Source organism: Salinactinospora qingdaonensis, assembly GCF_039539445.1.
Classification (GTDB): domain Bacteria; phylum Actinomycetota; class Actinomycetes; order Streptosporangiales; family Streptosporangiaceae; genus Salinactinospora; species Salinactinospora qingdaonensis.
The window spans coordinates 270,216-289,965 of sequence record NZ_BAABDD010000005.1 but is presented as its reverse complement, the minus strand read 5'-3'; the positions used below and the strand labels follow the sequence as shown (position 1 = coordinate 289,965).

General features: G+C 68.8%; 15 protein-coding genes, 1 pseudogene and 2 CRISPR repeat arrays. Of the genes and pseudogenes, 7 read left to right on the top strand and 9 right to left on the bottom strand.

The features are described from left to right. Positions 1 to 182: 182 nt before the first annotated feature. Positions 183 to 943: direct repeats of the CRISPR family, unit length 29 nt; unit sequence GGGACCATCCCCGCGTGCGCGGGGAGCAC. Between the two features lie 407 nt (positions 944 to 1,350). The 4 genes and pseudogenes from ABD848_RS07995 to ABD848_RS07980 form a co-directional block, all read right to left on the bottom strand. Beyond that, the gene (locus tag ABD848_RS07995; RefSeq protein ID WP_344969053.1) at positions 1,351 to 3,285 is read right to left on the bottom strand and encodes a cellulose binding domain-containing protein; all 1,935 of its coding nucleotides are present in this window, start codon (positions 3,283 to 3,285) and stop codon (positions 1,351 to 1,353) included. A gap of 316 nt (positions 3,286 to 3,601) precedes the next feature. Further along, a pseudogene (locus ABD848_RS07990) lies at positions 3,602 to 3,730 on the bottom strand (IS5/IS1182 family transposase); the annotation flags it as partial. 755 nt (positions 3,731 to 4,485) lie between these two features. Next, positions 4,486 to 5,124: direct repeats of the CRISPR family, unit length 29 nt; unit sequence GGGCCATCCCCGCGTGCGCGGGGAGCACC. 171 nt (positions 5,125 to 5,295) lie between these two features. Further along, the gene (locus tag ABD848_RS07985; protein WP_344969051.1) at positions 5,296 to 5,919 is read right to left on the bottom strand and encodes a hypothetical protein; all 624 of its coding nucleotides are present in this window, start codon (positions 5,917 to 5,919) and stop codon (positions 5,296 to 5,298) included. A gap of 471 nt (positions 5,920 to 6,390) precedes the next feature. Next, positions 6,391 to 6,846, bottom strand: a complete 456-nt coding sequence (locus tag ABD848_RS07980) for an ATP-binding protein (RefSeq protein WP_344969049.1) — start codon at positions 6,844 to 6,846, stop codon at positions 6,391 to 6,393. Between the two features lie 391 nt (positions 6,847 to 7,237). Between ABD848_RS07980 and ABD848_RS07975 the strand changes: the two genes are divergently transcribed. Genes ABD848_RS07975 through ABD848_RS07965 form a run of 3 tightly spaced genes read left to right on the top strand, consistent with a single transcriptional unit; the run spans position 7,238 to position 8,439 of the window. Further along, a complete protein-coding gene (locus ABD848_RS07975) occupies positions 7,238 to 8,062 on the top strand; it encodes a helix-turn-helix domain-containing protein (RefSeq protein ID WP_344969047.1) in 825 nt (274 codons plus the stop codon). Next, the gene (locus ABD848_RS07970) at positions 8,046 to 8,225 is read left to right on the top strand and encodes a DUF397 domain-containing protein (protein WP_344969045.1); all 180 of its coding nucleotides are present in this window, start codon (positions 8,046 to 8,048) and stop codon (positions 8,223 to 8,225) included. The genes ABD848_RS07975 and ABD848_RS07970 overlap by 17 nt, the downstream gene beginning before the upstream one ends. Before the next feature lie 37 nt (positions 8,226 to 8,262). Beyond that, on the top strand, positions 8,263 to 8,439 hold the full coding sequence (locus tag ABD848_RS07965) for a DUF397 domain-containing protein (protein WP_344969043.1): 177 nt from the start codon (positions 8,263 to 8,265) through the stop codon (positions 8,437 to 8,439). Between the two features lie 100 nt (positions 8,440 to 8,539). Here ABD848_RS07965 and fmt read toward each other — a convergent pair whose 3' ends face one another. Further along, complete coding sequence (gene fmt, locus ABD848_RS07960) at positions 8,540 to 9,472, bottom strand: methionyl-tRNA formyltransferase (protein WP_344969041.1); 933 nt, start codon at positions 9,470 to 9,472, stop codon at positions 8,540 to 8,542. A 592-nt stretch (positions 9,473 to 10,064) separates the two neighbouring features. Here fmt and ABD848_RS07955 point away from each other — a divergent pair. Next, the gene (locus ABD848_RS07955; protein ID WP_344969039.1) at positions 10,065 to 12,113 is read left to right on the top strand and encodes a primosomal protein N'; all 2,049 of its coding nucleotides are present in this window, start codon (positions 10,065 to 10,067) and stop codon (positions 12,111 to 12,113) included. Between the two features lie 28 nt (positions 12,114 to 12,141). Then, positions 12,142 to 12,342: a hypothetical protein gene (locus tag ABD848_RS07950; RefSeq protein WP_344969037.1), complete on the top strand. Its 201-nt coding sequence runs from the start codon at positions 12,142 to 12,144 to the stop codon at positions 12,340 to 12,342. A 1,065-nt stretch (positions 12,343 to 13,407) separates the two neighbouring features. Here ABD848_RS07950 and ABD848_RS07945 read toward each other — a convergent pair. Beyond that, positions 13,408 to 13,545 carry a hypothetical protein gene (locus ABD848_RS07945; protein ID WP_344969035.1) on the bottom strand — a complete coding sequence of 46 codons (138 nt, stop codon included), beginning with the start codon at positions 13,543 to 13,545 and terminating at the stop codon, positions 13,408 to 13,410. A 96-nt stretch (positions 13,546 to 13,641) separates the two neighbouring features. Next, complete coding sequence (locus tag ABD848_RS07940; protein ID WP_344969033.1) at positions 13,642 to 14,331, bottom strand: SAM-dependent methyltransferase; 690 nt, start codon at positions 14,329 to 14,331, stop codon at positions 13,642 to 13,644. 561 nt (positions 14,332 to 14,892) lie between these two features. Here ABD848_RS07940 and ABD848_RS07935 point away from each other — a divergent pair. Further along, on the top strand, positions 14,893 to 16,083 hold the full coding sequence (locus ABD848_RS07935; RefSeq protein ID WP_344969031.1) for an acyl-CoA dehydrogenase family protein: 1,191 nt from the start codon (positions 14,893 to 14,895) through the stop codon (positions 16,081 to 16,083). Between the two features lie 122 nt (positions 16,084 to 16,205). Beyond that, positions 16,206 to 16,670: a nitroreductase/quinone reductase family protein gene (locus tag ABD848_RS07930; protein ID WP_344969028.1), complete on the top strand. Its 465-nt coding sequence runs from the start codon at positions 16,206 to 16,208 to the stop codon at positions 16,668 to 16,670. 361 nt (positions 16,671 to 17,031) lie between these two features. Here the strand turns inward: ABD848_RS07930 and metK are convergent, their stop codons facing one another. Both metK and coaBC read right to left on the bottom strand, forming a co-directional pair. Next, entirely contained in the window at positions 17,032 to 18,225 is a 1,194-nt protein-coding gene (metK, locus tag ABD848_RS07925; RefSeq protein WP_344969026.1) for a methionine adenosyltransferase, read from the bottom strand. A 255-nt stretch (positions 18,226 to 18,480) separates the two neighbouring features. Next, on the bottom strand, positions 18,481 to 19,701 hold the full coding sequence (gene coaBC / locus ABD848_RS07920) for a bifunctional phosphopantothenoylcysteine decarboxylase/phosphopantothenate--cysteine ligase CoaBC (protein WP_344969024.1): 1,221 nt from the start codon (positions 19,699 to 19,701) through the stop codon (positions 18,481 to 18,483). Positions 19,702 to 19,750 lie beyond the last annotated feature (49 nt).

Below are 19,750 nucleotides of genomic sequence, written 5' to 3'. Positions count from 1 at the left end.
CCGGATACCTCCCTCAGGCGGAAACCGCACCTGAGCCTGGACGACCAAGCGATGAGAAGAAACTGGTGGTGGAGGGTGGTCAACATTCATCCGTCGCCCAGTGGTCCACTTTCGGGCGACGTTGACACCACCCCCTGCGCCGAGGGCACGGTGGCGTCGAACATGCGGTAGCCCCACCCACCGGAACCATCCCCGCGTGCGCGGGGAGCACGCGAGTCTGCGGATCATGGCGTCTCTGGCTTCGGGACCATCCCCGCGTGCGCGGGGAGCACTCGAAGCTGCGCGAGCTGCGGAACGTTTCCTGGGGACCATCCCCGCGTGCGCGGGGAGCACTGGCAGACCCCGTCACCGCGGCCCTGGCGGCCGGGACCATCCCCGCGTGCGCGGGGAGCACAGCGCAAAAAGCAAAAAAGCGTGAGCGCAAAGGGACCATCCCCGCGTGCGCGGGGAGCACTCACTGAAGCTGTGTACCAATAGTTTAGTGATGGGACCATCCCCGCGTGCGCGGGGAGCACGTCGGCCAACTCCCGGCGGTCGATCGCCGACACGGGACCATCCCCGCGTGCGCGGGGAGCACAGAGCCAATCCTGTGCCGCCCGCTCACGAGGAGGGACCATCCCCGCGTGCGCGGGGAGCACAGATTCGCATTTCTGCGGTTGACTTCTTTGTCGGGACCATCCCCGCGTGCGCGGGGAGCACGCGACGCCCTCGAAGTCGCAGGGGTTCAGCTGGGGACCATCCCCGCGTGCGCGGGGAGCACCGCACGACCACCCCGGGGCGCGGGCACTACCTGGGACCATCCCCGCGTGCGCGGGGAGCACGCGCCACCACCGAGTACCACCACCCACCGGGTGGGACCATCCCCGCGTGCGCGGGGAGCACCTGTCGGAACCGGCCTGACCTGCAAAAACGAGCGGACCATCCCCGCGTGCGCGGGGAGCACCCTCGTTGACCTGCGACGCTATCAGCGGTGAACGGCTGTTTTGACCACTTGTTGAGAATCGGGCAAATGCCCCATTATTCGCAAGCTTCGCAAGTGTACTGATCGGTGACGCACATCCCGCAGTGTAGTCGCGGTCATGGTCGCCACAGGAAAGATGGAGGAAGAGACGGGATAGTGGCCCGGGAGTATTGTGCGCTTACCTTGAGCTAAGGCTGTGGACTCGCTCCCGGAACTCGCGGTGCCCTTGATGATGTCGCGATGGGCGCTAAGCCGACTCTGGACGTTACGCACGTAGGACAGTGCCCTACGTGCCTCCCAACCCTCAGTTCTTGTCGATGGGGTGTGCGGGTCCGTGTGGGTGCCCGGCCGGACACCCACACGGACTAGCCGATTCCGGAACGCTGCCGTCAGGTGGTCGTGCAGGTGCCGCCGTTGAGGGTGAAGTCGGTCGGGGCGGGGTTGTTGCTGCCCCGGCTGCTGATGAAGCCGACGGTGACGGAGCCGCCAGCGGGGATGGTGCGGGTCCAGTCCACCGGGGTCACACTCACCGTGCCCCCGTCCTGCGTGGGCGTGCCGCCCCACATCTGGTTGATGGTCTGGCCGGCGGTGAAGGTGAAGGCCAGAGTCCAATCGTTGAGGGCGGCGCTGCCGGTGTTGTGGATGACGATCTCGCCTTGGAAGCCGCTGCCCCACTCCCCCACAACCCGGTAATCCACACCGCAGGTGCCCGCCGAGGTGCCCTCGGTGGTGACGGTGGCGGTGGTGGAGCGGGTCGAGCGGTTGCCGGCCGCGTCGCGGGCGTAGACCGCGAAGGTGTAGGCGGTCTCGGCGCTCAGGCCGGTGACGGTGGCCTGGTTGGTGGCAGGGCTAGCGACCTGGGTCTCAGTGCCTCCGCTGACCTGCACCACGTCGTAGCCGGCCACGCCCACGTTGTCAGTGGAGGCCGACCAGCTCAGCGTGACCGAGGTGGCGGTGACCTCGGAGGCGGTGGGAGCACCGGGCGCGGTAGGCGGCTCGGTGTCGCCACCAGTGGAAGACCCCACGTCGACGACGAAGGTCGTCACACTCCGGGCGGGAAGCTCGCCGGTGAAGGAGCCTCCCGACGCGGCGATCCCGCCTTGGGGCGCGACATTCCTGCTCGCGTCCGTCAACCAGGACGAAACCCCGGACACAGTGCTGTCTGCCAGGGTGAACTGCTGGCTCACCTGCGAGGTCCCCTTGTTGACGGCGACGATGACAACCGTGGAGTCACCGCCCTTGTAGGCCGAGGTGTAGACGTCTGTCTGGGGGTTCGAGGGAGCCTCGATGCGCACATATCCCGGGCGGACGAACTTCGAGAAGTGCGCCATGTTGGCGCCGCGCTTGCTGATCTGCCCGTCTTCCCTCATGGGGCCGTAGCTGCGCCGGATGTACCACCACAAGTACGTCTGGAACCCGGCGTCAACCATGGCGTGGTGAATGTGCTCCCCCACCTCGAGGGCCTGCGGCCAAAGGTCCGCTGAATCGCTGCTGTTGGGGTGGTAGACCTCGGTCATCCAGAGTTCTTTGCCGCCGCCCTTCTGCTCGAAGAGGGGGTAGGGAAAGTCCTCGTAGGGCGTTCCGTAGAGGTGAGCTCCGAGAATATCCAGGTTGGCGAGTGCTTCGGGGTCGTTGAGAATTGGGTCCGAGAAGCTTTTGACATACTGGAAGGATTCCGGGGCGATGATCCTGGTGCCGATCGAGCCGGCGTTCTCGCGCAAAAACCGGATCATCTCCTCTGGAGTCCACCACGTCCAGTCGTGCGCGTAATCGGGTTCGTTCTGCACCGAGATGGCATACAGGTCCACCCCGTTGTCCCTCATGAACTCGTAGAAGTCGTTCAAATGCTGCGCATAAGCGCCGTACATATCGTGTCGGAGGCGCTTCGCGTCGGACTGGTCCCCGCGGACGAAAGTCTCGACCATGTGAGCGGGAGGATTCCACGGCGCCGCGATAACGAGCGCCCCGTGCTCGATGGCGCGTCTAGCCGTGGCCACCTCATTGCTCCAGTTGGCTTGGTCCTCGTGGACCGGGATTCTCAGCACGGAGAACCCTAGCTGCCCCTCGTCGTTGCCGAATGCCGTGTCCCGCTGGGCAGGTGTCAAGTCGTCGATCCAGGCCGTGTGGTTCATGCCGCCGAAGCCCCGGATCGTCTGCCGCTGTGCCGAGGGATCGACGAACGCATCGACAGCCGCCGCCGCAGAGGGCGGCCGAGCCGGCGCCGCAGCCGCGAAGACCGGCAAGGCCCCCAGCGCCGCCAAAACAGCCCGCCGGCTCGGGAACTCCGGCTCTTTGATCATGGATTCATCCGGAGGTGATGTCATGTGTTCCTCCTACTGGGAATGGGAGTTGACCTGCGCCGTCTTGGCTCTCATCGACTCGGTCGGAGCCGTTTCGCTCTACTTTTTGGGAGCGCTCCCATTCGCAGGCGCCATGAGGAAACTTTTTCATGACGAGGGAGAAGTAGGCGTCGTCTCGGCCTATCCTCCACGGCGACGGGAGACGGAAATAGCCACCTCAAAGGAGGCAACTCGCAGCGAATATTTGATATTAAGAATCAAGCTTAAAATATCGAAACGCTGACACATTAGCCACCCCCCTTGCCGCCGTCAACCCCCTACAAGGAGTTAAAATGTCTTCTCAATTGGCGAATCTGCGGTGGTAACAGATAAGTGTGCAGGCGAGGGCGGTAAAAGCCAGAAAGTGATCAGCCCTGCGTTCGTAATGGCGACGTAGACAGCGGCAGCCGCCCAGCCAGTTACTTCGCCGCACGGGGAACACATCGGCCGTCGGGGCGAGCAGAAGCGGGACCGCGGGACCATTCCCGCATGTGCGGGCCTGCGGTGCGGTGTGGGTTTGGGCTGAGGAGATCACGAGGCGTTTCCCGTCGCTCGTGCCTCGATCGCTCCGCGATCTCGGCAGCCAGGGGCGGGCTGTACCTGGAGTGGATGCCCTAGCGCCACGGCCCCACGGGAGTTCGCCCGGCTGCTGAGGGTGGGCTGTGCCTGAGGGCCTAGCTTGGCGCCGCCTTGTCACCGGCCTCGGGGACCGCGGCGTAGGCGTGTGAGTTGTGCCTGGGGTGGGGCCCTAGCCTGGCGCCGCCCTTCGGGAACCTGCCGCAGGGGGTATGCCGAGGAGTTCACCTGCCGCTTCTCGGGGGCGCCGCCTGTCCATGGGCGGCTGCGCCCCCTGGCACCGTATCCGGGGAGGATATCGCCCGTTGGGACGTCCCGACCTATCGCAGCGTTCCTTCACCCGGGCGGCCACCGGCATCGCTTCATGCCCCATCAACTACCGCACCCCACGCTTCTCATGTCACCCCAGCCACCGCACCCCCTCAGGCTGCCGAGATCGCGGAACGATCGAGGCACGAGCGAACGACTCACCCTCCCACTCCGCCAAGCACAACCACCCCCTGCGCCGAGAGCGCGCCTCCCGTACGACTTTTGGCGACACTCGGGAGGGATCATCCCCGCACGCACGGGGAGCACGGAGCATGACGGGGCCGTGGGCATCGGCGTAGGGGACCATCCCCGCGTGCGCGGGGAGCACGCTGAGGTCTTGCCTGCTCATCCTGACCGCGCGGGGCCATCCCCGCGTGCGCGGGGAGCACAGCGTGGGCATTGACTACGGCACGACGAACCCGGGGCCATCCCCGCGTGCGCGGGGAGCACAACTCCTTAGCCTCCTTGTTGAACTGTTCTCGGGGGCCATCCCCGCGTGCGCGGGGAGCACCGCCATTATCCAGGATGAAGATGGAGAAGAGCGGGGCCATCCCCGCGTGCGCGGGGAGCACCCGCACAGCGGGTCGGATGGTCTCTAGCCCCGAGGGCCATCCCCGCGTGCGCGGGGAGCACCAACACGCTCCAGATCTCCAGGTCACGGTCGTAGGGCCATCCCCGCGTGCGCGGGGAGCACATGGTGAGCTTGGAGAACTGCTCAACGTCCTTGGGGCCATCCCCGCGTGCGCGGGGAGCACGGCTCCCTGCCGAACAAATCGGGGACGGCGATGGGGCCATCCCCGCGTGCGCGGGGAGCACACACCACCGGATCGTGGGTCCGGATGCTGATTGGGGCCATCCCCGCGTGCGCGGGGAGCACCAGTCCCTGCGCGAGTCGGTGCGCGTGGACGTCGGGCCATCCCCGCGTGCGCGGGGAGCACCCTCGTTGACCTGCGGCGCTATCAGCGGTGAATGGCTGTTGTGACCACTTGTTGAGAATCAGACACATGCCCCATAGGTCGCAAAGTGCGCAGAGGTGTTGGTTGGTGTCCCATGGCTGGCAGTGTAGCCGTGGCTACAGCCGCCCGAGGGCTGCCGGTGTGGGTGTTGTGGTTAGGTGATCCAGCCGCGGGCGCGGGCTTTGGTCAGGCGGCTTTGGACGGTGCGGGGGTTGAGCCCCAGCGCGGTGGCAATAGCGCGGGGATGAGCCCCGTGGCGATACAGCACGAAGGTCTCATCATCGGGGTTCAGGCGGGTGGGGCTGGGGGTGTGGGGGGTGCGCACCACGCCAGCGGCGTGCAGGCGGCGGCTGATCGTATCGAGGCTCACCCCCACATGGGTGGCCAGGCGGTTCATTGACCAGCCCTCATCGCGGTAGAGGCGGATGACCTCGAGAGTATTGAGCAGGGCATGCGGGCGCGCCCCCGGTCCCATCACGGTCCCGGCCGCACGTAGGCGAGCGTAGACGGTGGGCAGGCTCCAGCCGGTGTGGGCGGCCAAAGCCGCCGCAGCAATCCCCGCCTCATAGGCCACCCGGTAGTCCTCGGGTGGGCTGTGGCGATGCAGCCGCGCCAACGCAGGATGCTCCCGGGGCCGCTCGTCGGCGGATGCGCGGGGCCACTCGTGGGGGGATGCGCGGGGCCACTCGTTGGGGGATGCGGGGGACTGGGCGTCGGGGGACGCGGGGGACTGCTCCTCGGAGGATGCGTGGGGCTGCTCGTTGGGGGTGGTGGTCATGAACAGGGTCTTTCCTCACAGGCGAAACACACAGGTCGGGCAGGGGTGTGTGCAACACACAGATCAGGCACAGAACAACGGGGGTGCCCGGTCGGCCCGGGTGGGGGTGTGCGGCCCCCTCCCACGGTCACCGCACGCCCCCACAGGAGGACCCCGCAGGGGGACCCTCGTGGGCCGACCGGGCGGTCTTGGGCTCTCCCTAGCCGGGTGGTTGGGCCAGGGTCTCCAGTAGCGCTTCGTGCGATCCCGCCGCGGCAGCGGCGGGCGCGGGTCCTGGGCGTGCAGACGCGCCGCTAGTTGGGTGGCATTCGACGCGGCCAGCATGGGTGCCTTCCCGCGCCTCAGGGCGTGTTCACCGGCGACGGCCACATAGTCGGGACACCACGCCGCCCCTGTGCGATAGATCCAGTAGTCGGGAAACTCCGCGCGCAGGTGGCGCACCTGCGCGCTGGGGTAGACCTCCATCGCCGCTCACATCCCCGGCATGTCGAGCGGGGCGGGGGGATGGGGCGCCACCGGTTGCCAAGCGATCTCAAAGAACACCCCGGTTCCGGCCTCGGGCTCTAAGGCTCCCCAGGTGTGGGCGAAGGCCTCCACCAAGGCCAGTCCATAGCCCGAGGCGCGCTCGGCAGTGGTTTCTCGGCTCTGGACCTGCGGGCGGAACGAACTCCCGGCGTCGCGCACCTGCACCCGCAGCCAGCCCGCGAACCGCGCCCACACCTCCACCGTGTACCCCTGCTCAGCACTGGCCGTATGCCGCAGCGCGTTCGTCGCCGTCTCCGAGAGCAGAAGGGCGGCGGTGGCCTGCTGTTCCTGCGGCGCGCCCATCTCGGCGGCCACCGACTCCACCCAATCCCGACTCGCCTTCACACTCGCAGGCACGCCAGCAAAGCGGCGCCGCCAGGCGCGGTCGTAGATCCCCGTCATCGCCGCTCACCCACCCTCAACACGTAAGGGCGCACACGGCGACCACGCGGGCAAACCGGAGCCCCAACTCCGCAACACCCGTCATGCCAGGACAACCCGGCACACCGACTAGCCTTGCTCATAGGTCCTCACCTGCTTTGTCCAGGTCGAAGGGCTCAGGCCCTACCGGGTGCGGCCACACCTGGTCAGGGCCGTTTTCGTATTGCTCCCGGCTCCTGGTGGAGCCGGGAGTTCTCGCGTATCCCACCGGCTGCTTAATGCGCTCGGCGGCTTTTCATGCACGCGAGCAACAATGCCACCCCCATGCACTTACTTGCTAGAAGGACTACAGTTCCTTGCATTATTGGCGTATCGGTTTCCAGGGGTATCCGAGGAATGCAATTCTGTCTCCATGCAGAAGGAGGAACAGATCAGGTGGCGACGGTTCGGCAACGAGTTGCGCCGATTGCGCGAGCAGGCTGGGATGACGCAGCGCCAACTCGCGGGGAAGATCGGTCTCTCCCACGGGATGGTTGGGGGAATCGAGCGCGCCACAAGAAAGCCACAATCGGACCAAGCGGACATCTGTGACACCGTTTTGGATACAGGTGGCACGCTGCGGAGAATATGGCAGGAGTTGAATAATCAGAGGTACGTCCCGGAGTGGTTCAAGGACGTGCTTCTGCTGGAGCAACGCGCGACCGAGGTACGGGAGTACGAGCCCACGACCATCCCCGGCTTGCTGCAAACTGCCGCCTATGCGCGCACGCTGATCAGGGCACGCCGCCCCACAGCCACGGCTGAGGAGGTGGAGGAGACTGTGAAGAGCCGTACAGGTCGGCTGTCCGCCGTCTTGGAGAATGAGAAGCGCCCTCTGCTGTGGTTCATCGTCCATGAGGCGGTGCTTTCGCGCACTGTCGGAGATGAGACGATTATGCGGAAGCAACTGGACTACATCGCCGGCCTGGTGGAGGACGGCACCATCCGGCTACAGGTGCTTCCCGCCACTCCCACAAGCGCAGATCCCGGCGCTCCCTTTCGGCTCATGACGCTCACTGATACACAGTCGGCCGCGTACGTGGAACATGTGTTGGGAGGCGAGATATTCGAGCGGCCGGACAAGGTGAATGAGCTGACGACGCTGTTCGGTGCCCTTCAAGCGGAGGCGTTGCCTGTCCTCGCCTCCATCGAGCTGATACGCAAGATCAACGGAGAACGTTATGGAGATGTGGGTTAAAAGCAGCTACAGCCAGGGAAACGGCGGAAACTGTGTCGAGATTTACAAGACCCCTGAGGCAGTCAAGATCCGTGACACCCAGACCCGCCATCTTGGCCACCTCACCATGTCTGCTGCGGAATGGGCTGCTTTTCTCGCAGAGGTGCGCACCGATCGCCTGTAGAGATGGCATGTCACGCTGACTGGGTATAAAGCCTGCTATGGAGTGGATCAAAAGCAGCTACAGCAACAGCCAGGCGGGCAGCTGTGTCGAGGTGGCCGAGGCCGCGGCCACGGTCTATGTGCGCGACACCCAACACCGCGAACTCGGACACCTCGCCTTCTCTGCCACCGAGTGGACCGCGCTCCTCTCGCAGGTGAAGGACGGCCGACTGTAGCCAGCGGCATAGAACGCACCACCGGCCCCTAGGCAAGCGAATGCCTGGGGGCTTCAATCGGCTCTCTCCCTCATCTCACCTCCGCTGCCGGCGGCAGCGGTCACTCTTCGCCCAGGCGCTCGTCTTCCCCGGGGCGTACGCCGCGTGCCCATTCGACGGCGGACATGCGGCGCTTGCCCTGCGGCTGAACCTCCCCCAACTCGACGGGGTGGGTGGCGGTGCCCACCATCACCTGGTGCTTGGTCACCGCCAACCGCCCCGGCGGCAGGGCGGTGGCGTCGGGAAGCGGGACCACGGGGCCGAGCTTGAGGCGGGTGCCGCGGAAAGTGGTCCACGCCCCCGGCGCGGGAGTGCAGGCGCGGACGAGCCGGTCGACCCGCATGGCCGGGGCGGTGAAGTCGACGCGGGCGTCCTCGGTGGTGAGCTTGGGCGCGAACGAGACGCCGTCGCTTTCCTGCGGGCGGGCCGTGAGCTGGCCGCTCTCGATCCCGTCGAGGGTGCGCACCAGCAGCTCCGCTCCGGCGTGGGCGAGGCGCTCCAGCAGGTCGCCGCTGGTGTCGCGGGCGCCGATGGGTTCGGTGAGGACCCCGTAGACCGGGCCGGAGTCCAAGTCGGGCTCGATACGGAAGGTGGCCGCGCCGGTGACGTCGTCGCCGTGCAGCACCGCGTGCTGCACCGGTGCCGCGCCGCGCCAGGCGGGCAGCAGTGAGAAGTGCAGGTTGATCCAGCCGTGCCGGGGAATGTCGAGCGCGGCTTGGCGCAGCAGAGCGCCATAGGCCACGACCGGGCAGCAGTCCGGGCCGATGGCGCGTAGCCGGTCAAGGAACGCGGGGTCGCTGGCCTTGGCCGGCTTCAGGGCTTCCACCCCCGCCTCTTCGGCTTTGTGCGCGACGGGGCTGGCGTGGACCCGGCGCCCCCGGCCGGAGGTGGCGTCGGGGCGGGTCACCACGGCGGCGACCTCGTGCCGGGAGTCCAGGAGCGCTTCCAGCGACGGCACCGCGACCTCGGGCGTGCCCGCGAAGACCACCTTCATATACCACCCCAACGTTGGCGGGACGAGTCGAAACCAGGGCCGTGTTCCCCGCGTGTACACACCACGGCCCCCGACGAGGACGCCGCGTCTGCCCGCAGGTGGCGGGGACGCGGCGGATCGCGGCCAGTGTAATGGTGGAAAGGGCGGGCCGCGGTGCCGGCGGTCGATGCGGCGCCGGAAGCGTGTTGCCGCCGGAGGGGGATCGGCCAGGATGGAGGCAGGCCCCGCCTGCTCAGCACTGTGTCGACAGGCTGAGAGGGGCGGGGGCGCAGCCTGCGGCCTCCCCACAGGAGCTGAGCCGACAGCCACGCGGCGGGGGCCTGGCTACCTCGCGGCGCCGTCGCAGGTGATGCGCGTCCGTCGTTGCGGTATCAGCGGGGTGGACTGCCCAGGTGGGCCGCTGGGCGAGGGCGCCGGTCGGGCGGGCGCGGTGAAGGTCTGTGCCGCGGCCTACGATGCGGGGAGCCCCGTCAGGGGCACGTCGCCCCTGTCCACCACCCTGGGGCGCCGGCCGAGCAGACGATGAGCGCGTGAGGAGAGGGTGCCGCCGGCCCGGCTCGCCAGCCGGGACCCGGGCGCCGAGGAGAGGCAGATGAGCCCGCCGAAGGACGACGACGGGGCGCTGTTCAATGTGCCCCGCGAGAGCAGCACCGGGAGCAGCGCCCCGAAGGGGCGTGGTCCGCGTGCGCGCCGCCCGGCGCCGGAGTTGCCGGTGGCGCGGGTCGTCGTTGACACGCCGCTGCCCCACCTGGATCAGCCCTTCGACTACCTGGTGCCCGAAGCGATGGATGCCCAGGCGGTGCCCGGCTGCCGGGTGCGGGTGGGGTTCAACGGCCGCACGCTCGACGGGTTCCTGCTGGAGCGGATCGCCGAGTCGAGTTTCGAGGGCCAACTGGCCTACCTGCGCCAGGTCGTCTCCTCGGAGCCGGTGTTGACGCCGGAGATCGCGGGGTTGGCGCGGCTGGTGGCCGACCGTTACGCGGGCACGCTCAGCGACGTGCTGCGGTTGGCGATCCCGCCGCGCCACGGCCGGGTGGAGCGCGAGCCCGCGGCGGCTGCGGCAAAGCCGCCGGCTCCTCCCCCGGCGGGGCCGTGGGAGGACTACCCGGCAGGACCGGCGTTTTTGAGCGCGCTGCGGGAGGGGGGTGCGCCGCGGGCGGTGTGGTCGGCGCTGCCCGGCCCGCAGTGGAGTGACGCCGTGGCGGTGGCGGTGGCCGAGGCTGTGGCGGCCGGGCGGGGCGCGGTCGTGGTCGTGCCCGACGGTCGTGACGTGGCGGCGGTGGACGCCGCGCTGGACGAGCGGATGGGCGCGGGGCGGCACGTGGCGCTGACCGCCGAGCTGGGGCCGGCTGAGCGGTACCGGCGGTGGCTGGCGCTGCTGCGCGGGCAGCGTCGGGCGGTGGTGGGCACGCGGGCGGCGATGTTCGCGCCGGTGGCCGAACTGGGGCTGGTGGTGCTGTGGGATGACGGCGACGACGTGCACGCCGACCCGCACGCGCCCTACCCGCACGCGCGCACCGTGCTGTCGCTGCGCGCCCACCGGGCGGGGGCGGCGGCGCTGATCGGCGGGTTCACGTGCACCACCGACGCGGCGCGGCTCGTGGAGTCGGGGTGGGCGCGCCCGCTGGCCGCCGCTCGGGACACGGTGCGGGCGCGGGCGCCGCGGGTGCTGGCCACCGGGGATGACACCGAGATGGCGCGCGACGAGGCGGCGCGGTCGGCGCGGCTGCCGAGCCTGGCGCTGCGGGTGGCGCGGGAGGCCGCACAAGAGGGGCCGGTGTTGGTGCAGGTGCCGCGGCGAGGCTATCTCGACGCGTTGGCGTGCGCGCGGTGTCGGGCGCCGGCGCGCTGCGGCTCCTGCAACGGCCCGCTGGCGTTGCAAAGTGCGCACGCCATGCCGTATTGCCGCTGGTGCGGGCATATCGCGGGTGACTGGCGGTGTGGGGCCTGCGAGCACGGGCGGCTGCGGGCCACGGCGGTGGGGGCGCGCCGCACGGCCGAGGAGCTGGGGCGGGCGTTTCCGGCGTTGCCGGTGCGCACTTCGGGACGCGAGGAGGTGGTGACGCGGGTGCCGGCGCGGGCGGCGCTGGTGGTGGCCACGCCGGGGGCTGAGCCGGTCGCCGACGGGGGGTATGCGGCGGCGCTGCTGTTGGACGGCGGGACACTGTTGGGGCGGGCCGATCTGCGTGCGGCGGAGGAGGCGCTGCGGCGGTGGTGTAACGCGGCGGCGCTGGTGCGCCCGGCCGGGGACGGCGGGCGGGTCGTGGTGCTGGCCGAGGCGGGGTTGGCGGTGACGCAGGCGTTGATCCGGTGGGACCCGGCGGGTTTCGCCGAGCGGGAGTTGGCCGAGCGCCGCGAGTTGGGGTTTCCGCCGGCGGTGACTATGGCGTCGGTGACCGGGGAGCCGGAGAACGTGCGCGAGTTCGTCGACAGTTTGGAGCTGCCGGAGGAGGCCGAGCTGTTGGGTCCGGTGCCGGTGGCCGCGGAAGGGTCGGGTACGGCCGAGCGTGCGCTGCTGCGGGTGCCGATGGGCTCGGCGCGCGCGCTGGCGGCCTCGCTCAAGGCGGCGGCGGTGGCGCGCAGCGCCCGCAAGGACGAGCGGCTGGTTCAGGTGCACCTGGACCCGATGCGCACGATCTGAGTCGTGGCCGCGCTGGGAGGACGGGCCGATGCTGACCGTTCTCAGCCCTGGACAGTGGCATCTCGCCAGGTGTTCGGGGGTGGCTGCGGAACTCTGCGGGGTTGACGAAGAGTTGCCGGCTCCGTTGCGTCGCCTCGGCTTAGTTGACCAGCTCGCCCCGGCAGTGGGGCGCGGCAGTCTTGGCCAGGCGGGCGTCAGCGGAGTAGAGGATGTCGTCGCGCACCCGTGAAGCGGCGATGAGATCGGCCGTGTTCGGGGGCTCGGCGCCGCACGCCCCCGCGGGGGCGTGCGGCGGGATGCGGCTTTGGCTTGAGGAGAGTATGCGGCCTCTCCCGCCGCTCGTGCCTCGATCGCTGCGCGATCTCAGCAGCCTGGGGCGGGCCGCGGCCGAGGTGGGACAGACGCCGCGACGGGAGAACTTGGGGGTGGGCCAGGCACCGCAACGGGAAAACTGGGGGTGAGACAGGCACCGCACCGGGCAGCCCGAGGCTGGGATGGGGGCGGCTCAACGCCTTGCAGGGCGCCCTCTGCCACCTCCGCAGAGACCCGGAACGTGGGAAGCCGGACCAAGCGTCGCAGTAAACGCCAGGCACGCTCTGCCACCACCTCCGCAGGACCGCCGCCCACCGCTGTATCTCCCACGCGACAACGGCATACCCCGGGAGAGCATCATCATCCTCCGCGCCAGCGACGCCCTGTGCGGCAGCGAGTCCTGGAGGCCTCCGCGCGCGCAGGGACAGCGAGGTCACATGACTCACTGCTGGGGTCCTCATCACGCCCCCCGTGCAGGGACAAGCCGCACACCCTGCCGAAGCTGGCGGCGAATATCACACGCCCCCGCACGCGCAGGGACAGCGACGCCCTTCCCGGCGGAGGACTGACATGTACGCCGGGCGCCCCGCGCGCAGGGACAGCGAACTCCCGGCCAAGTTCGAAGGCCATGGAAACCCCCGCTTCCAGGACTAGGCCAAGGGACAGCGAGCTCCCGGCGAGGTTGGCGAGGGCAACATTGCGCGCCGCAGCAACATTGCCTCACCCCGGGGGCTGTCCGCGTCGTTTCCGCTCGCCCCCCCACCCCGGCGCCCCCCTTGAGGCTGCCGAGATCGCGCAGCGATCGAGGCACGAGCGAACAGCACCCTCTCCGCCCCAGGCACGCCACACACCCCACCCGCCACGAGCACCGAAACCACGCAACGATCACCGCACGAGCCACCACTCCACCCCACCCCGCTTGACCACCCCACAGAAACCCCCTGTAGCTAGGTCTTTCTCGATATCGGCGAGGATTTGACGGTTACGGGCGAACTCCGCTCGCTGCCGCATCAGACCACGCAGGTAACGCCTGCAAGGACTGACCGTGCTCGCGGGCTTGCGCCGTCAAGACATCACGGATGTCGTCTGGCGCGTCGCCGATGGTGACAAACACAGTCATAGCCGCATGGTGAATGCACTCTCGGCGCAATGCCGTCCCTGCCCTGGCGCGACACCGACGGTGGCGCCCCGACACACCCGCGAGGGCGCGAAAAGCTCAGCGCCGGGCCATCCCTACGGAGACGCCGGTGCCGGTGGCGCTGACCTCCTCGTCGGGGTAGGGCCACCACGCCATGTCGGCCACGCCGGGAGCGAGGAGGGTGAAGGGGGTGAAGATGTCGGCCGTGGTGTCGTCGGCGGCGAGGACGACATGGCTGCCCGGCGCGGTGGCGGCGTGCAGCGCCTGGGCGAGGGCGCGGGTGCGGCCGGCGCCGCCTACGGCGGCGGGTTCGATCATGAGCACCGCGACGGGCGTGTCGAGGTCGATGTGGCCACGGGCGATCAAGGTGTCGACGAGGGCGTGGGGGGCGGGGTCGCCGGCGACGACGGACAGTCCGTCCAACTGGGAGGGCGAGCGGTCGTACAGCGGCGCGGCGGTCGCGGTGTCGACGTAGACGACGTGGGCGCCGGCGGCGTGCGAGCGGACGATGCCGTGGATGCCGTCAGCGACGGGCAGGCGCGAGCCCACGTCGATGAAGTGGCGGATGCCGAGTTCGACGCTCAGGTACTCCACCGCGCGGCGCAGGAAGGAGCGCTTGGCGTTGTCGAGCCGCGAAGGCGGGCCCGCTGCTGTTGAGGCCCCGCGTAGCGGGTGGGTGGCGAGATCGATGACGCGAGACGGTGGCGGCGGGAGTTCCACGGCGGGGGGCGCGTCGTGGGTGTGCGGGGCCTGCCACTCGTCGGTCACGATCGCACTCCCCGAGACGTTGGCGTGGGGCGTTCGGAAGAGCGGCGGCGTGCGGTGGCGCGCTTTCCGTTTCCCGAGCGTCCCGCTGTTAGCGCCCGATGCTACCGTCTTCGGCGAAATTTATCCGCCGTTGAAATTCGTCGATCCTTGCTCGGGAGTTCCTCTCGGGAGGACCGCGAAAGTGAGATAGAGATTGCGGCGGGAATCGGTACCGGGTCTGGGACCGCGCCGGCTGGCCGGGTGTGGCCACGGCGGCGACCAGCGGTGCTCCCGCGGCCAAGAGACCGTTTCCTCTTCTCCGTTGTGAGCACTCAACCTGCGCTTAAGCAGTTTTGGCGCGGAGACGCGGGTGTTTGAGCTGGGACGACTGCGTGGTGCCGCTGGGTGAGCACTGGCTATAACCGCTATGACCCGGTGAGATAGAAACAGTAGAGGAATGACCGCCGAATATGTGCCCCGCACCGCGACGGCGAACGCGGCGGCTCCGTGCTTGAAAGGAGGAATCGGTGTGGGTCCCTCGCCGGAGCGCTCCGGTGCGGGGGTGCCACGCCGAAAACGTCGATGACTCATGAGAGCAAGCCGGCCGCCCCCGACCCCAACGACTTCCTGGGTGTGGATCACGGTCTCAACGACGAGGAACGATCGATCCGTGACGCTGTGCGCGACTTCTCCACCAGGGAACTCCTCCCCCATGTGGCTGACTGGTTCGAGGCGGGGACCATCCCCGAGCCGCGGGCGCTGGCCAAGAACTTCGGGAACATGGGGCTGTTCGGCATGCACCTGCACGGCTATGGCTGTGCCGGGGTGAACGCGGTCAGCTACGGGCTGGCCTGCCGGGAATTGGAGGCTGTGGACTCAGGGCTGCGCAGCTTCGTCTCGGTCCAGGGGTCGCTGGCGATGACGGCGATCCACACCTACGGCTCGACGGAGCAAAAACAAGAGTGGCTGCCGCGCATGGCCGCAGGCGAGGCCATCGGGTGCTTCGCGCTGACCGAGCCCGATTCGGGCAGCGACGCCGGGGCGATGCGCACGCGAGCGCGCCGCGACGGCTCCGACTGGGTGCTCAACGGCGCCAAGATGTGGATCACCAACGGCTCCATCGCCGACGTGGCGGTGATCTGGGCCGGCACCGACGAGGGCATCCGCGGTTTCGTGGTGCCCACCGACACGCCGGGATTCAGCGCCCACGTGATCAAGCGCAAGCTGTCGCTGCGCGCCTCGATCACCTCGGAGCTGGTGTTGGAGGACGTGCGGCTGCCCGATACGGCACGACTCCCGGAGGCCCGAAGCCTGGGCGCGCCGCTGTCGTGCCTCAACGAGGCGCGTTACGGCATCGTGTGGGGGGTGGCCGGTGCCGCGCGCTCGTGCTACCAGGCCGCGCTGGACTACGCGGGCGCGCGGGTGCAGTTCGGCCGCCCGATCGCGGGTTTCCAGCTCACTCAGCACAAGCTGGCCGAAATGGTGGTCGACGTCAACCACGCTTGCCTGACCGCGCTGCACATCGGCAGACTCAAGGACAGCGGAGCCTGCCACCGCGACCACATCAGTTTCGGCAAGTTCGCCAACGTGGCGGGCTCGCAACGGGTGGCGAGCGCGGCGCGCTCCATCCACGGCGCCAACGGGATCACGCTGGACTATCCGGTGTTGCGCCACCTGTTGAACCTGGAGACCGTGGCGACCTACGAGGGCACCGAAGAGGTGCACGCGCTGAGTCTGGGGCACTCCATCACCGGGATTCCGGCTTTCCGTTGACGAGGCCGCCTCGCCGCGCGGGGTGGGTAGCCGGTGCGGGAATGCCCCACCGGCACCTGCCCACATGGAAGACTTGAGCCCACACCCGGCCAGCGAGACGACGCGACAGCAGGGAGACGGCGATGGCGCAGGCGACAGGCGGACCGGAGACGAGGCTACGGCGTAGCGCGAACGCCATGATCGGGGAATTGCTCAAATACGGAGCGGGGCCGGCCGAAATGCGGCTGTTGACCACACGCGGCAACAAGTCGGGGTTCCTGCGCAGCACCCCCGTCAGCCTGATCGAAAACAGCCAGGGCCGTTTCCTCGTCGCTCCCTACGGCGCGGTGGGGTGGGTGCACAACATCCGCCATGACGGTTTCGCCACCCTGCGCCGCGGCGGCTGGATCGAGTTGGTCAGTGCGGCGGAGCTCACGCCGGAGCGGGCCGCGCCGGTGCTGCGGGAGTACGTGGACCACCCGATGCGGGCGCTGGCGGTGCGCTCGCATTTGGCGTTGTCGCCGCAGGCCAGCGAGGCGGAGTTCATCGAGGCCGCGGCCAGGCGCCCGGTTTTCGAGATCGTGCGCAGCACCATGATCCGGTTGTGAGCCGCTCGGCGCTGCCCCGCCTAGGTTGTTGTTTTTGAACGGCTGGGGGTGGGCCGTGGGGGGTGTTCTCCGTTCGCTCCTGCCTCGATCGCTGCGCGATCTCGGCAGCCTGCGGGGGCGCTCACCCACGTACACCCACCACCCGCTCGCGCCGCCCTTTGCAAAAAACAGAACCTAAGGCGCGGTGCGGGCGGCGCTCACCGGTAGGGGCGCACAATCAGCGGCGGCCCTGGCCTCCGCAGTCGCGGAGACCAGGGCCGACATGCTCGCTGCTCGCCGCCGGCCGGTCAGGCCGGCTGGGTGGGCGCGCTCACCGGCGTGTGGCCAACGAGCGGACCCGACTCGGCGAGGGCGGTACCGCTTAGGCGCCTGCCGCGGACTTCAGCGCCTCGGCGCGGTCGGTGCGCTCCCAGGTGAACTCCGGGATCTCGCGGCCGAAGTGGCCGTAGGCCGCGGTCTTGGAGTAGATCGGGCGCAGCAGGTCAAGGTCACGCACGATGGCGGCCGGACGCAGGTCGAAGACCTCCTGGACAGCCTTCTCGATGACCTCGGGGGCCACCTGCTCGGTGCCGAAGGTCTCGATGAAGACACCGACCGGGTGCGCCTTGCCGATGGCGTAGGCAACCTGAACCTCGGCGCGCTCGGCCAGGCCGGCGGCGACGACGTTCTTGGCGACCCAGCGGGTGGCGTAGGCGGCCGAGCGGTCGACCTTCGAGGGGTCCTTACCGGAGAAGGCGCCACCGCCGTGGCGGGCGTAGCCGCCGTAGGTGTCGACGATGATCTTGCGGCCGGTCAGCCCGGCGTCGCCCATGGGGCCACCGATCTCGAACCGGCCGGTGGGGTTGACCAGCAGCCGGTAGTTGTCGTACTCGAGGCCGTAGTTGGCCACGACCGGGGCGATGACGTGTTCCTTGACATCGGGGGTCAGCAGCTCGTCGAGGTCGATGTCGGGAGCGTGCTGGCTGGAGAGGACCACCGTGTCCAGGCGAACGGGGGTGGTGCCGTCGTACTCGACCGTGACCTGGGTCTTTCCGTCGGGGCGGAGGTAGGGGACCGTACCGTTGCGGCGCACCTCGGAGAGGCGCTCGGCCAGGGCGTGGGCGAGCTTGATCGGCAGCGGCATCAACTCGGGGGTCTCGCGGCTGGCGTAGCCGAACATGAGGCCCTGGTCGCCCGCTCCCTGCTTGTCGAGGGCGTCCGAGGCGCTCTCGGTGCGGCTCTCGTGGGCGGTGTCGACGCCCTGAGCGATGTCAGGGGACTGGGCGTCGATCGACACGGAGACGCCGCAGGACTCTCCGTCGAATCCCTTCGCCGACGAGTCGTAGCCGATTTCCAGAATCTTCTGGCGGACGATGCTAGGGATGTCGACGTAGGTCTTCGTGGTGACCTCACCGGCGACGTGCACTTGGCCAGTGGTGATCAGCGTCTCGGCGGCGACACGGCTCTTGGGGTCCTCGCTGAGCATCGCGTCGAGAAGCGCATCACTGATCTGGTCGGCCATCTTGTCGGGGTGGCCTTCGGTGACCGACTCGGAGGTGAAAAGGCGACGTGACACGTTATGTGACTCCTTGCAGCGGCTGCTGGCTGACAGTTGTCGATGTGGTCGGACTCGACGGGGATGTGTGAATCCCGTCGAACCGACCGGTGTGGTCGGTTGCGGGTCCACTGTAGTGGTACCCCGTCTACGGCAACGATGCCGAGGTGCCTTTACCGGTTCGCCGTCGGCTCTGACATGGGCAAACGCGGTCGCTGACGCGCTCGTAGCGGTGCCTTGGGCACGGTGGCGCTTAGGCGGCACCGCAGACCAGTATTACGCGGGAAGGCGTTCGACCACCAGATCCCAGATTCGGTCCGCCACATCTTCTTTGGGAGCGTGCTCGATTTCGGTGACCGTTCCATCGACCGCGAGCACGCTCGCTTGGTTTTCGGTTGTGCCGAAAGCGCGCCCTTGGCCGACCTGGTTAACGACGAGCAGGTCGCATCCTTTGCGCGCGAGTTTGGCGCGGCCGTTCTCGACGACGTTGTCGGTCTCAGCCGCGAACCCGACGACAATCTGGTTCTGGGGGCTCACACCACCACGATGGCGCGACAGCTCCAGCAGGATATCTGGGTTCTCTACGAGGGCGATGGGGGTGGGGGTGTCCCCGGTTTTCTTGATCTTGTTCACCGCGGCGGTGTCGGGGCGGAAGTCGGCGACAGCGGCGGCCATCACGACGATGTCGGCTTTGTCGCGCTCGTGGAGCATGGCCGCGCGCAGCTCCAGCGCGGAGGTGACAGGGCGTACGTCAACGCCAGCGGGCCCCGAAAAACCGACGTTAGCCGAGATAAGGGTCACATTCGCTCCGCGGGCGACAGCGGTGGCCGCGAGCGCGTAGCCTTGCCGGCCGGACGAGTGGTTGCCGATGAAGCGCACCGGGTCGATGGCCTCGCGGGTGCCCCCGGCGGAGATCAGGACGTTTCGGCCGGTAAGGTCGAGGGGCAACGTGCCGCGCCGCAGCGCGCGACAACCGGCCTGGAACAGCGCCTCAGGGTCGGGAAGCCGCCCCCGCCCGGTGTCGGCACCGGTGAGACGGCCCACATCGGGTTCGAGCACCGTGGCGCCCCGGGAACGCAGGAGGGCCACGTTGTCGCGGGTGGCGGGGTGCTCCCACATCTCGGTGTGCATGGCCGGGGCGAACACCACGGGACACCGAGCGGTCAACAGCGTGTTGGTGAGAAGGTCATCAGCTAGACCGTGCGCGGCCTTCGCGATGAGGTCAGCGGTCGCCGGAGCGACGAACACCAGATCGGCGCGGCGCCCGATTCGCACGTGCGGCACCTCGTGTGCGGTGTCCCACACGTCGGTCGCCACCGGCTGCCCCGACAGGGCCGCCCAGGTGGGCTCGCCGACGAAACGCAGCGCGTCGGCGGTTGGGACGACGCGCACGCTGTGCCCGGATTCGGTAAAGCGCCGCAGCAGTTCACAGACCTTGTAGGCGGCGATGCCCGCGCCCACACCGAGAACGACCTCAGGCGTGTTGTGTGTACTCACGGTGGGACTCTAAAGCAGCGGGCCGCCGCGAGAGTCGCTCGCCCCCGGC